The organism is Limosilactobacillus mucosae, from assembly GCF_013423865.1.
Classification (GTDB): Bacteria; Bacillota; Bacilli; order Lactobacillales; family Lactobacillaceae; genus Limosilactobacillus; species Limosilactobacillus mucosae.
On record NZ_CP058954.1, the window covers coordinates 485,539 to 497,460 of the forward strand.

Here is an 11,922-nt window from a genome sequence, read left to right on the forward strand (position 1 = left end):
CTGGTTGTGGTATAATATCGTTCGAATTGAGTAAAAATCGGAAGGAGAAAAACATGGCTAAGGATATCGGAATTGACCTTGGAACAGCCAATGTTCTGATTTACGTACAAGGAAAGGGTATCGTATTAAACGAACCATCCGTAGTGGCGATTGATACACGCACTAATAAGGTTCTGGCAGTCGGTTCGGAAGCCTATCGCATGGTAGGACGGACGCCAAGCAACATTCGCGCGATTCGTCCACTGAAAAACGGGGTAATTTCCGACTTTGATATGACCCAGGAAATGCTTTCTTACTTTATCAGCAAGCTTAGCGTCAAGGGCTTTATGTCAAAACCTGATATTATGATCTGTGCGCCAACCAATATTACGGAAATTGAGCGCAAGGCCATCATTCAAGCTGCTGAACAGTCGGGTGGCGGCAAGGTTTACCTGGAATATGAGCCAAAGGTAGCTGCAATTGGTGCTGGACTTGATATCTTCAAGCCCTGTGGCAATATGGTAATCGATATGGGTGGCGGTACCAGTGATATTGCCGTGCTTTCTTTGGGTGATATCGTAGCCAGCGAGTCGGTTCGCTTGGCTGGTGACCAGTTAAACAGTGACATTGCTGAATACATCAAAGAGCATCATGGCTTAATTATTGGTGAGCATACTGCCGAACGCATCAAGATCGAACTGGGAACAGCACAAAAGGTCGACGATCCACAGACAATGGAAGTACGTGGTCGTGATGTTGCCAGCGGGATGCCAAAGCAGATTGAAACCAATGAAAATGAAATCGCGGATGCATTGCATGACACTTTAGAGCAGATCGTTCGAGCATCAGTTGCCGTACTTGAAACCGTACCACCAGAGCTTGCCAGCGATATTATCGATCGCGGCATCATGCTGACGGGGGGAACGGCGATGCTTCACGGTATTGACAAGCTGTTTAGTGATCGCTTAAAGGTACCAGTAGTCGTTTCACAAGACCCACTGGACAATGTTGCCAAGGGTGCTGGTGAGCTGCTGGAACGCATGCAGTCTGATAGCGGTAAAAATCGTAAATAGATATTAAGCAATGTTTAGGAAAATAGTGATCATGCTGATTAAAGGTTATCAGCGCGGCATTTCTTCACGTCGTCCCTATCGTGTGTGTCGCTATGAGCCAACCTGCTCGCAGTATATGCTGGAGGCCGTTCAGCGGTTTGGACTTAAAGGAGTTTTAATGGGCAGTGCCAGGATTTTACGCTGCCATCCTTGGGCCCACGGTGGTTTCGATCCAGTGCCGGATCACTTTACAATCCGACGAACACATCATAGACAAGGGTGAAAACGTGTCAAAAAAAGAAAAGACGGTTGCCGTTAGCGTCAAAGATATTGAACGCAATGGCCAGCCGGTAGAACAGATTTTTGTTGGAAAGCGACTGATCGGTGAGGTCGTGGCTGATAAGGAACGCTTCAAGGCAATTCTCCTCAAAGGCGAACAGGCATTTTACGTTCGCTCACAAGAAGAAGGGCTGGAAACGATTCTTCAGCAGTATCATCTTCACCAAGGTTGATTGGTGGATAAAAGGGGTTGGGGAAAAGCCCGAGCCCTTTTTAGTTTTAATAAGGAGAAATTTTAATGCAACGATCGCAAAATGATAATGAATCGCGGATTGACTGGGGCATTATCTTCTGTGTGCTTTTGTTGGCGTTGATTGGACTGGCTTCAATCTATGTTGCGGCCAGCAATGATAAGACCCCGACCAGCATCACGCGTCAAGTAGTATCGCAATTGATTTGGTATATCATTGGGACGATCATGATTATCGTTATCATGCAGTTTGACGCCGAACAGCTCTGGAAAATCGCGCCAATCGTCTATTGGCTCGGAATCTTCTTGATGTTTGCCATCCTGGTCTTTTATAGTCGATCGTACTACGCCAGTACAGGTGCCAAGAGCTGGTTTGCCATTGGTCCGTTCACTTTTCAGCCTTCAGAAGTCATGAAACCGGCCTATATATTAATGATGGGCCGCGTGATCACGACTCATAACAGTCAATACAGTACCCATACCGTTGAATCGGATTGGCGCTTGATTGGCAAGATGCTGCTGTGGCTGATGCCGATTATGATCTCGCTGCACTTTCAAAACGACTTTGGGACTTCGCTGGTCTTCTTTGCTATTTTCTGTGGTATGGTCTTGGTAGGTGGCGTAACTTGGCGGATTATTGCCCCAGTTGCTACGGTTTTGATTGTTGTTGGCGGTTCAGCGCTGGCAATGGTTACCAGTACGACTGGTCGACGAATTTTAGAGCATATCGGCTTTCAGGCATACCAGTTTGAACGGGTTGATACCTGGCTGAATCCTCAAGCTGATACGACCAACCAAGGCTACCAGCTCTGGCAAAGCATTAAGGCGGTCGGCAGCGGTGGAATTACCGGGACGGGCTTTAACCACACGCATGTTTATGTACCGGTGCGTGAATCTGATATGATTTTTTCGGTCATCGGTGAAAACTTTGGCTTTATTGGCGGCGTCCTGCTGATTTTGCTTTATCTGCTGCTGATCTATCTGATGATTCGGGTAACGTTTGATACCAAAAATGAGTTCTATGCCTATATTTCAACCGGGGTCATTATGATGATCCTTTTCCACGTCTTTGAAAATATTGGGATGAACATCGGCCTTTTGCCATTGACGGGGATTCCTTTGCCGTTTATCAGTGCTGGTGGCTCTTCTTTGATCGGAAATCTGATTGGGATTGGGATGGTCATGTCGATGAGGTATCATCATCATTCCTACATGTTCAGCAACAATCAAGAATTTCATTAGGGGTGATGTAAGATGGAACAGCCATGGTGGATTGATCATCAAGCCCGTGATCTGGTTGCAGTTGGCTTAAACAAATCAGCACTGCAGGAATTAGGCCAACTGAATTTTATTGATGTAGCATTGGTGGGAACCCAGCTTAAAACCAATGACAGTCTGGCTACGATCGAAGGACAGAAAATGATCGTCGATTTAAAAAGTCCGCTTGACGGTGTGATCGTTGCCGTTAATCCAGCGTTGGAAGGCTGGGTGGCTGCTGACAGTGACGATGGTCAGTGGCTGATTAAGGTTCAGCCATTTAGCTGAGTAAATTTCTCTGATTGCTGAGACCGGCATTGAAAGCCGGTCTCAGCTTTTTTTTATGAAATTTATGAAAAAAGTGTTGACGTAAATTAAAATTGCATTATAATAACTACATAATCAATTAATCGAACGAACAAATTCAAACATATCGAAAAGCAGAGTAGATTGTGGCGCGTGCTCAGAGAGTTTCCGGTTGGTGCGAGGAAATTCGTTAAGCAGTCGAAGATGGGCTTGGAATGGTACTGGCGATATTTAGCCGGTAACGGGGTTGCAGCCGTTATCAATGCAAGGTGATTTTTAAGTCACCTACTGAGGCTTAATTTGCGAGAATTAGGCAAAAAAAGGTGGTACCGCGAAACACTCGTCCTTTTTATAAGGATGAGTGTTTTTTGTTTGTTTTGATTAATAATCAGACAATTGGCTGCCGGCAGGCTGTTGTTTTAAAAAGCTATTATTAAAAGGGATTATTTAATTGAGGATTGAGAGGAGACATCATTATGAACAAGCGTAAGAAAAAGACATTAATCTGGGTCGTTGTTGCATTGGTAGTCGTTATTGCTGGGATCTTCAGCTTTGGCAATTTTGGCAAGCAAAAGGAACAAACCGTAACGGTCGGGGTCGTTTCACCATCTAAGCAGGATGAGGCCGTTTGGAATCAGGTTAAAAAGACGGCCAAGAGCAAATACAATGTTGATATTAAGCTTAAGACGTTTACTGACTACAACCAGCCAAACAAGGCTCTGCAAAGCGGCAGCATCGATCTGAACGCTTTCCAGCACAAAGCTTTCCTGGATGCATGGAACAAGGCTAACAAAGGCTCCTTGGTTTCAATTGGCAAGACTTTCATCACGCCAATTCACCTCTACTCCAACAACTATAAGAGTGTTAAGAGTCTGCCAGATGGCGCTACGATTGCCGTTCCAAACGATGCATCAAACGAAAGCCGGGCACTGTACGTTTTGCAGAGTGCAGGACTGATTACCTTAAAGAAGAACACGAACTCTTTGGCAACGATCAATTCAATTGCTAAGAATCCAAAGAACCTGAAGATTAAAGAAGTTGCTGCCGACCAAGCAGCGCGGACGCTGGACAGTGTTGATGCCGCAGTCGTTAACACCAACTACGCTGTGGCTGCTAAGCTTTCAACGAAGAAGTCCATCTTTACTGAACCAGTCAACAAGGATTCTGCACAATGGATCAATCTGATTGCTGCTCGTAAGAAGGACCGCAACAAGGAAGCCTACAAGGATGTTGTAAAGGCATACCAAACGGAAAAGGTTAAGAAGATCATCAACGAACAATACAAAGGTTTGGAAAAGCCAGCTTGGGATATTAAGCTGAAGTAATTCCACCAGATAGAAGGAGAAGAGATATATGGGGACAAACATTATTGATTTGGAACACATCGACGTTACGTTCCAGACTGGCAAAAACGAAACTGTTCAAGCCGTTAAGGATGTCACCCTGCAAGTCGAAAAAGGCGACATCTATGGGGTAGTTGGCTACTCGGGTGCCGGCAAGTCAACGCTGGTTCGCACGATCAACCTGCTGCAAAAGCCAACTGCAGGCAAGATCACGGTTGAAGGCGAAGTGCTGTTTGCTGATCACAAGCAGCAGATCAGCAACGCAAAACTGCAGGAAAAGCGACGCAACATCGGAATGATCTTTCAGCATTTCAATCTGCTGAACGAAACGACGGTGCTCGACAATGTCATGTTTGCCCTCAAGCACAGCAAGCTCAGTGATGACGAGGTCGAACAAAAGTCATTGAAACTCTTGGATCTGGTCGGCTTAAAGGATAAGGCCGATGCCTATCCAGTTCAGCTTTCCGGTGGCGAGCAGCAGCGGGTTGCCATTGCCCGGGCATTGGCCAATGATCCAGAAATTTTGATTTCTGACGAGGCAACCTCGGCGCTGGACCCTCGCAATACCAACCAGATTTTAGACCTGCTCAAGGATCTAAATGAAAAGCTTGGTCTTACGATCATCTTGATTACTCACGAAATGGATGCCGTTAAGCGTGTTGCCAACAAGATTGCGGTAATGCAGCATGGGGTGATCATTGAAAAAGGCGAGCTGCGGCAAGTCTTCTTGCGGCCACAGCAGGAACTGACGCGTCAGTTTGTCGGCGGTTCACTGGCAGCCATGGATACGCTGCGCTCAATGAACCTGGGAACGCTTAGTGATGATGAAGAGTTATATCAGCTGGTCTACAGCGGCGATTCAGTTGCTGAGCCGCTGATTATCGGGCTTTACCGGGCAACCGGCGTCGAAGCCAGCATGATCTATGGCAACGTTGAGGTATTAGGCAACGTACCGATCGGGATGCTGTTTGTGATCGTAAAGGGAACGCCTGATCAAAGAGAGGCAGCTGTAAAGTTCTTTAAGGATCAAGACGTTGAAGTAACCAAGATTGATGATCGGGGGATTTGGCATGACTGAGTTTTTTGCAAAATATTTTCCTAATGTCGTCCAACTCGGCTGGAGCGGCGACAGTGGCTGGGGTACCTCAATTGGTCAAACGCTCTATATGACGTTTTGGCCAGCTGTCTTTGGTGGGATCCTCGGTGTGTTGTTCGGCGTGATTCTAGTAGTTGCAAAACCTGGCGGCATTATGGAGAATAAGACGCTGTTCAGTATTTCTGACAAGATCGTTTCATTGTTCCGGGCCATTCCATTTATCATTTTATTGGCCTTCATTGCTCCGTTTACGCAATTGATCGTTGGTACGCAGATTGGGACGACGGCAGCTTTGGTACCATTGTCCTTGGGATTCTTCCCATTTTATGCGCGTCAAGTGCAGGTTGCGTTAGAAAGCGTAAACTATGGTAAAATCGAGGCTGCGCAGGCGATCGGTGCTACTAATACTGATATCATCTTCGAAGTCTACTTGCGTGAAGCACGTTCTGAATTGGTGCGGGTGACTACGGTTTCACTGATCAGTCTGGTTGGTCTCACGGCCATGGCTGGTGCGGTTGGTGCTGGTGGTCTTGGTAATACGGCCATTGCCTATGGATATGATCGTTTCTGCAACGACATTACAATCGTGGCGACCTTGCTGGTATTGCTGCTGGTGATTATCATTCAACTGGTTGGTGACGTTTTGGCAAAGGCCGTTAACCACCAAAATCGTTAATTTGATTAGATTATGGAAACGGCTTTTGGGGGCCGTTTCTTTTTTTCGAGGTGTTGAATAATGGATAAGGAAAAGCAAACAAAAATTTTAAAAGATCTGATTCATATCAATTCGGTAAACGGCAATGAGCTTGACGTTGCCGACTACTTAGCACGACTGTTTGCTCAGTATGGCATGGATGCTAAGGTGGATGCGTTTGGCGAGCGGCGGGCCAATCTGATCGTCGAGTTTGGGCCGGGCAATACTGATCAAGTCTTGGGAATTACTGGTCATATGGATACGGTCGCCGTGGGTAATCGTGCTAACTGGCATCATGATCCATTTGGTGCTGAAACCCAGGGAGATCGACTCTTTGGCCGTGGCGCCGCGGACATGAAAAGCGGATTGGCTGCGCAGGCAATTGCTTTGATTGAGCTTAAGGAAAGCGGCTGGCAGCCTGATGGCAAGATCCGTTTGATTGCAACGGCTGGCGAGGAATATGGAACCCCAGGCGCCAATCGTTTGGAGGAGAAAGGCGTTGCTAAAGATCTGAGTGCCTTGATCGTAGGTGAGCCAACGGGTGGCAATATCGTTTATGCCACGTCGGGAAGCTATAACTATCAAGTAATCTGTAAGGGCCGCTCAGCACACAGCTCCATGCCTGAACGCGGGATCAATGCCGTCAGCGGTCTGGCTCGTTTTATCGAACTGGAGGCTAGCTTATTTGACAACGTGCCGCTGGATCAGTACCTAGGCAGCGTTAAGCATTCAATTACGATTTTAAAAGCAGGCGATCAGGTCAATACGATTCCTGATCGTGCCGAACTGCGCGGCAATCTTCGACCAACGCGTGCGTTTGATAATGAAAGGGTTACGCACCGGCTTGGGCAGGCGATTGACTATCTAAATCAGACTACGGATTATGAATTGACGCTCAATATCTTAAATGATTGGTGGCCGATTGCAACTGATCCACAAAGCGATTTGGTAAAACTGGCCTTAAAGGCAGCTAGCGACAGCTATGCCAATCAACCAGAGCTGACGATCATCAATGGAGCTACCGATGCCAGCGTGTTTGTCAAGCATCGTGCTGATCTGCCGGTTGTCGTGTTGGGTGCTGATGAATGGTCGCGGGCGCATCAGGTTGATGAGTATACGACCTGGTCGAGCTATTTTGCCACGATTAATGCCTACCGTACCATCATGCATGATTTCTTTGGCTAGCTAAAAGACTGGAAGACCTTCATGTTGGATCATGAAGGTCTTTTTATTGTGATAAAATTAAATGATTACCAAAAAGGGGGATGCCTATGACTGAATCAATTGCCAGTCTAAAAGAACAACTGATTGAGCTGCATCAGCGCGTTGATAATGCCGAGATCTTTCAATCACTGTATCAGCGAGTTGGCGAACTGATCGAAAAGGTTCCCAGCCAAAAGCGAACCAGCTATGAACCGCCTGCTGACGACCGACGCTATCTAAAAAACGAAATGTCTGCAATTGAGCTGCAGATACTTGAAAAAGAGCCGCTTGACCAGGCACAGAAAAACAGTTTATTTTATCATCTGGCTTCGGTTGATCGAGTGACCAGAGAAGGCTCAAGGCAGGCAATCAATGATTTATTGGGACATGAGATGGTCAGTGCTGATGAGATTGTGCGTTGGACAGACTATGTATTGCAAGACAACATCTTATACGCACATGTCTTGGAGCCTAAAAATCAGGCAGTTTTTATGCGCGCTTCAGCCGTCAACATGCTGCATTCTTTTTTAATGGCTGATCGATTCGGCTATTTTTTTCTGACTGAAGAAAAGCTGCAGGAGGTAATTGATAAGATTGCACTCTTAGTCTTGTTGGAAAAAGATACCAGAGGCTTTATCGGCAGACGCGGTTGGGCACATATGTTTTTTGAACTGACCAATATTTTTAAGGAAATGACAGAGCGTACGGATCTTTTAAGAGGGGATCATATTTTTATGATGACCGTTTTAGTGGAACGCTATCGTCGGTTGCGCACGCCGCTGGAAATGGGCGAGCAAAATGAGATTGCGGAGTATTTAGTCTGTCTGATCAAGCGTCATCGTCTGTACCAGGACTATTTTTTGATGGAATTAAAAGATTGGCGCGCTTGGCTGAAGCAGCAGTCAGACGTTGATAACGAAGGAGATTGGCATCTGTTTTTCAACTATCAGCGCTTGATGACGGCCCTGCTGGTTGACAAAGATCTGCCGCCTAAGGTTATGGCTGAGATCATTGAACAGGAGATTTAGTTGTCAACGTTTACAGATAGTGTTATACTGTAGTTTCTAATAAAAACGGTTTAAGTACATTTAAAATTAGATAGGTGGTATTTTACATGACGAACAAAAAGCTGCACGTAGCATTGCTGTTCGGGGGCAATTCTTCGGAACACGATGTCTCTAAACGGAGCGCTCACAATGTATTTGACGCGATGGACAAGAACAAATATGACGTCAGCCTGTTTATGTTCACCAAAGATGGAATTCTGCTGAACAATGAATACTCACAGCGGATCTTTGACGGCGAACCAGAAGACGCCGTAGTCAAGGAAGCTTATGCCAATATGGATCTTGATGCGCCACTCGCACCAATTCAAGCATTGAGCACGGTTAAGCAGATTGATTTCTTCATTCCGGTTATTCACGGTAACTTAGGTGAGGATGGTACGGTCCAGGGGCTGTTCCGTCTGTTGAAGAAGCCATATATTGGTTCAGGAATTGCTGCCAGTGCCATGTCGTTTGACAAGGATCTTACCAAGAAGATCATTACGCAAGCGGGAATCCGCAATACGCCATACATTCTGTTGACGCCAGAAAATCGCGATCAGTACGACTGGCATGCCATCCAAGAAGAACTTGGCGATCTGGTATTCGTTAAGCCAGCCAAGCAAGGTTCTTCAGTCGGAATTCATAAAGTCGAAAACGAGGCTGAATTAAAGGCTGCTCTTGATGATGCCTTTAAGTATGACTTTAAGGTCTTGGTTGAGCAGGGGATTGATCACCCTCGTGAAATTGAAATCTCAATTCTTGGTAATGAGCATCCAATCGCTTCTAAGCTTGGCGGTATCCGCGTACCAAGCGATGACCCATTCTACGACTATGAAAATAAATTTGTCGATGCCAGTGGCGTGGTCTTTGATCTGCCGGTAATCCTGCCAGACGACCTGACGCAGGAAATTACCGATATGGCACTGAAAGCTTACAAGGCACTTGGCATGAAGGGACTTTGCCGGATTGACTTCCTGGTTGACCAAAACAACGTTCCATACTTGAGTGAGCCGAATACGCTGCCAGGTTTCACCAACATCAGTCTTTATCCGCAGATGTGGGAAGTTTCTGGCATTAAGTACTCAGATTTGATCGATCGCCTGATTAAGCTGGGCCTGGAAGAATTTGAACGGCAAGAACAGATCAAGTACGATTTCCAGTCGCTTGGTGAAGAAAAAGTCGGTAAAAAAGAATACCACTAAAATAAGCAATTAAGATGATTAATAACAACCTCCAGAGCTGCCAGCCAGTTTTGGAGGTTTTATATTTGGCAAACTGTTTATAATTATCTAATTATTGATAAATTTATGATAAAATAATCATACACATATTTATATTGGTTAATTGGTTTTACTATACATATATTAAGAAGGAACATTAGATGAAGCTTCGTGGGGATATCTTTAAGCAGATTCGGCGCAAACGGGGACTATCACAGACGGCATTAGCGGAAGGAATCTGTACGCAGGCAACGATCAGCCTGATGGAAAAACAAAATCGAATTCCTAAAATGAATATTTTGACCGCACTTTGTTCGCGGTTGGATATTTCGGCAAATGAGATTATTGAAAATGATGACGTTTCAATGACGGCAACTTTTGATCAGATTGGCCGTCTGTTGGCAGAAAGGCAGTTTGAAGATGCCCAGACTGCCTTGCAGATGATCAAGGTTAAAAATCTGCAAAATGAATTTGATAAGCAGCGCTACTATTATTTGCTAGGGATGCTGCAGGTACAAAATCATCAATTTGATGAGGCAATCTTTAACTTTGAATTGGTTCTGACTCAATTTTCGACCGCTAGTGCCAATATTTATCTGGCGATGACCACGATTGGCATGGCGATGGCCTATGAAAAGATCGGCAGTCAAAGTCGAGCGCTGCGGTTGGTTGAAAGGGCAATGCTCTTGATTGATGAAAAAAAGCTGACTGGCGACCAGCTGCAGTGGATCGTAGTCTATGAATACATATCTGGCTTGTATCTGGCACTGGGTCAGCCGCAGTTGTCACTCAATGCGGCGCAGCGCGGTATTGAAATCTGTCGGCGGATGCGCTCGATGTTTCTGCTTGATCGCTATTATCTGCATGCCGGCAAGGCGCAGCTGGCACTGGCCAATCAGGCGGTGGGCAAACAGGATTTAGAGATTGCTCACAGTTTGGCGCTGGTTGGTCAGCATCCTGAACTGGTTAAGGAATCAATGAAGGCCTTAGCAATGGCTTAAAAATATACATACAAAAAAGCGTTGACTGAAATTTCAGTCAACGCTTTTAATTATGCTTTAGCGCTTTTTTGGAACTGGAATTGGTTGGTTGTCTAAATCGGTACGAACGACTAAGACATCACAGATTGCAGTCCGAGTAACAAATTCAGTAACCGAGCCAATCAAGATCCGTTCAACGGCATTTAAACCAGTGGCACCGATCATGATCAGGTCAGCGTGCATTTCCTTTGGCACTTCGCGGGCAATGATCGTCTTAGGTGCGCCGTATTCAATCGTGTAGCTGACATTGGCAACGCCTTGTTTTTTAGCGTAGTCAACGTATTGATCCAGCGTCTTCTTGGCAGTCGTGGTTACTTGTTCAACCATTGAGCTGTCGAAACTGGAGATGTTTTGGAAAGCACGAGTATCAACAACGTGCAACAGGCGCAATTCCGTATCAGCACCATTCCGTTTAGCAACAGCAACAGCTTTCTTAAAAGCCAGTTCAGCTTCCTTTGATCCATCTACAGGAACCAAAATGTGTTGGTATTGTTGAGTCATATCAAGTACCCCCTTAATGCTTAAGCTTCTTTGTTTATTTATATTTTACAACATTGTAAAGGCTTTCGCAAAAAAATGTTTATGAAATTAGTGTTTTCTGAACACTAACGAGCTGGTTGCCAGTGCCATTGCCATGTCAGCCAGGCAGCCAATTACCAATACGGTTGCTACCAAACCAATATGATCAGAGAAGAATGCAGCAATCAAACTTACGATACCCCAGATCAGCAGCAGCCAGCCCCAGATGCTGCAGTGGCGAAAACTGCGCTCAGTAGCGGCCTGGCCAAAGATACCGGTCTTGCGGTGACTTAATAGATACCAGCTTTCAATCAGCATGATCGCGGCAAAAACAATCATCAAAACAGTAATCAAAAAAATCAAAACTCCTTTCTCTGCCAAGGTACCATAAAAGCGGGACTGAAACCAGTAATGCTTTCAATCCCGCTTTATTATGATATGTATCGGCTCCGTTCATGCCGTTAATTGTCTTTCAGTGTTGACCTGTGGATAAGACAGGTGGGCCATGGCCGACAAAGCTTCGACTACCAAGTGAGAAGGCATGTCGTTACAGTGTCGTGGCACTAGTCCCAAAGTAACGAAACTGTAAGGCAAGACTGCGAATTAGACAACACGCACACTACAGAACCTCTATTAGT

14 protein-coding genes, 1 other RNA gene and 1 other annotated feature are annotated in these 11,922 nt (G+C 45.6%); of the genes, 12 read left to right on the forward strand and 3 right to left on the reverse strand.

Annotated features, from left to right (window positions below; genetic code table 11):
• The first annotated feature begins 53 nt into the window (after positions 1–53).
• The 12 genes from mreB to H0G69_RS02255 all read left to right on the forward strand — a co-directional run bounded on the left by mreB (position 54) and on the right by H0G69_RS02255 (position 10,726).
• Positions 54–1,052 (forward strand): rod shape-determining protein, encoded by a 999-nt coding sequence (gene mreB, locus H0G69_RS02200; RefSeq protein WP_180305088.1) that lies wholly within the window; start codon positions 54–56, stop codon positions 1,050–1,052.
• Between the two features lie 10 nt (positions 1,053–1,062).
• Entirely contained in the window at positions 1,063–1,314 is a 252-nt protein-coding gene (yidD, locus tag H0G69_RS02205; RefSeq protein WP_074504706.1) for a membrane protein insertion efficiency factor YidD, read from the forward strand.
• Between the two features lie 4 nt (positions 1,315–1,318).
• Positions 1,319–1,543 (forward strand): DUF2969 domain-containing protein, encoded by a 225-nt coding sequence (locus H0G69_RS02210; protein WP_006500281.1) that lies wholly within the window; start codon positions 1,319–1,321, stop codon positions 1,541–1,543.
• Between the two features lie 65 nt (positions 1,544–1,608).
• The gene (locus H0G69_RS02215; protein ID WP_006500280.1) at positions 1,609–2,802 is read left to right on the forward strand and encodes an FtsW/RodA/SpoVE family cell cycle protein; all 1,194 of its coding nucleotides are present in this window, start codon (positions 1,609–1,611) and stop codon (positions 2,800–2,802) included.
• 12 nt (positions 2,803–2,814) lie between these two features.
• Positions 2,815–3,105: a glycine cleavage system H family protein gene (locus H0G69_RS02220; protein WP_034541223.1), complete on the forward strand. Its 291-nt coding sequence runs from the start codon at positions 2,815–2,817 to the stop codon at positions 3,103–3,105.
• Between the two features lie 136 nt (positions 3,106–3,241).
• Positions 3,242–3,474, forward strand: a binding site (T-box leader).
• A 125-nt stretch (positions 3,475–3,599) separates the two neighbouring features.
• On the forward strand, positions 3,600–4,448 hold the full coding sequence (locus H0G69_RS02225; protein ID WP_033934406.1) for a MetQ/NlpA family ABC transporter substrate-binding protein: 849 nt from the start codon (positions 3,600–3,602) through the stop codon (positions 4,446–4,448).
• 28 nt (positions 4,449–4,476) lie between these two features.
• Entirely contained in the window at positions 4,477–5,544 is a 1,068-nt protein-coding gene (locus H0G69_RS02230; RefSeq protein ID WP_180305089.1) for a methionine ABC transporter ATP-binding protein, read from the forward strand.
• Positions 5,519–6,238 carry a methionine ABC transporter permease gene (locus H0G69_RS02235; protein ID WP_080744364.1) on the forward strand — a complete coding sequence of 240 codons (720 nt, stop codon included), beginning with the start codon at positions 5,519–5,521 and terminating at the stop codon, positions 6,236–6,238. Before H0G69_RS02230 ends, H0G69_RS02235 begins: the two co-directional genes overlap by 26 nt.
• A gap of 60 nt (positions 6,239–6,298) precedes the next feature.
• Positions 6,299–7,441 (forward strand): ArgE/DapE family deacylase, encoded by a 1,143-nt coding sequence (locus H0G69_RS02240; RefSeq protein ID WP_180305090.1) that lies wholly within the window; start codon positions 6,299–6,301, stop codon positions 7,439–7,441.
• Between the two features lie 86 nt (positions 7,442–7,527).
• Positions 7,528–8,487: a DUF2785 domain-containing protein gene (locus H0G69_RS02245; RefSeq protein WP_180305091.1), complete on the forward strand. Its 960-nt coding sequence runs from the start codon at positions 7,528–7,530 to the stop codon at positions 8,485–8,487.
• Between the two features lie 86 nt (positions 8,488–8,573).
• Positions 8,574–9,707, forward strand: a complete 1,134-nt coding sequence (locus H0G69_RS02250) for a D-alanine--D-alanine ligase family protein (RefSeq protein WP_033934410.1) — start codon at positions 8,574–8,576, stop codon at positions 9,705–9,707.
• Positions 9,708–9,886: 179 nt separating this feature from the next.
• On the forward strand, positions 9,887–10,726 hold the full coding sequence (locus H0G69_RS02255; protein ID WP_180305092.1) for a helix-turn-helix domain-containing protein: 840 nt from the start codon (positions 9,887–9,889) through the stop codon (positions 10,724–10,726).
• Positions 10,727–10,783: 57 nt separating this feature from the next.
• Here the strand turns inward: H0G69_RS02255 and H0G69_RS02260 are convergent, their stop codons facing one another.
• The 3 genes from H0G69_RS02260 to ssrS all read right to left on the reverse strand — a co-directional run bounded on the left by H0G69_RS02260 (position 10,784) and on the right by ssrS (position 11,915).
• Complete coding sequence (locus H0G69_RS02260; RefSeq protein ID WP_006500270.1) at positions 10,784–11,266, reverse strand: universal stress protein; 483 nt, start codon at positions 11,264–11,266, stop codon at positions 10,784–10,786.
• Positions 11,267–11,353: 87 nt separating this feature from the next.
• A complete protein-coding gene (locus H0G69_RS02265) occupies positions 11,354–11,638 on the reverse strand; it encodes a hypothetical protein (protein ID WP_034540039.1) in 285 nt (94 codons plus the stop codon).
• An 88-nt stretch (positions 11,639–11,726) separates the two neighbouring features.
• Positions 11,727–11,915: non-coding RNA, 6S RNA (ssrS, locus tag H0G69_RS11195), on the reverse strand.
• Positions 11,916–11,922: the final 7 nt, after the last annotated feature.

Excerpts from the sequence above, each read along its gene's own strand:
- H0G69_RS02215 (WP_006500280.1), top strand. The coding sequence starts at position 1,609 with ATGCAACGATCGCAAAATGATAATGAATCGCGGATTGACTGGGGCATT.
- H0G69_RS02250 (WP_033934410.1), top strand. The coding sequence starts at position 8,574 with ATGACGAACAAAAAGCTGCACGTAGCATTGCTGTTCGGGGGCAATTCT.
- H0G69_RS02260 (WP_006500270.1), bottom strand. The coding sequence starts at position 11,266 with ATGACTCAACAATACCAACACATTTTGGTTCCTGTAGATGGATCAAAG.
- mreB (WP_180305088.1), top strand. The coding sequence starts at position 54 with ATGGCTAAGGATATCGGAATTGACCTTGGAACAGCCAATGTTCTGATT.
- H0G69_RS02230 (WP_180305089.1), top strand. The coding sequence starts at position 4,477 with ATGGGGACAAACATTATTGATTTGGAACACATCGACGTTACGTTCCAG.
- H0G69_RS02240 (WP_180305090.1), top strand. The coding sequence starts at position 6,299 with ATGGATAAGGAAAAGCAAACAAAAATTTTAAAAGATCTGATTCATATC.
- H0G69_RS02220 (WP_034541223.1), top strand. The coding sequence starts at position 2,815 with ATGGAACAGCCATGGTGGATTGATCATCAAGCCCGTGATCTGGTTGCA.
- H0G69_RS02245 (WP_180305091.1), top strand. The coding sequence starts at position 7,528 with ATGACTGAATCAATTGCCAGTCTAAAAGAACAACTGATTGAGCTGCAT.
- H0G69_RS02235 (WP_080744364.1), top strand. The coding sequence starts at position 5,519 with ATGATCGGGGGATTTGGCATGACTGAGTTTTTTGCAAAATATTTTCCT.
- H0G69_RS02225 (WP_033934406.1), top strand. The coding sequence starts at position 3,600 with ATGAACAAGCGTAAGAAAAAGACATTAATCTGGGTCGTTGTTGCATTG.
- H0G69_RS02255 (WP_180305092.1), top strand. The coding sequence starts at position 9,887 with ATGAAGCTTCGTGGGGATATCTTTAAGCAGATTCGGCGCAAACGGGGA.
- yidD (WP_074504706.1), top strand. The coding sequence starts at position 1,063 with ATGTTTAGGAAAATAGTGATCATGCTGATTAAAGGTTATCAGCGCGGC.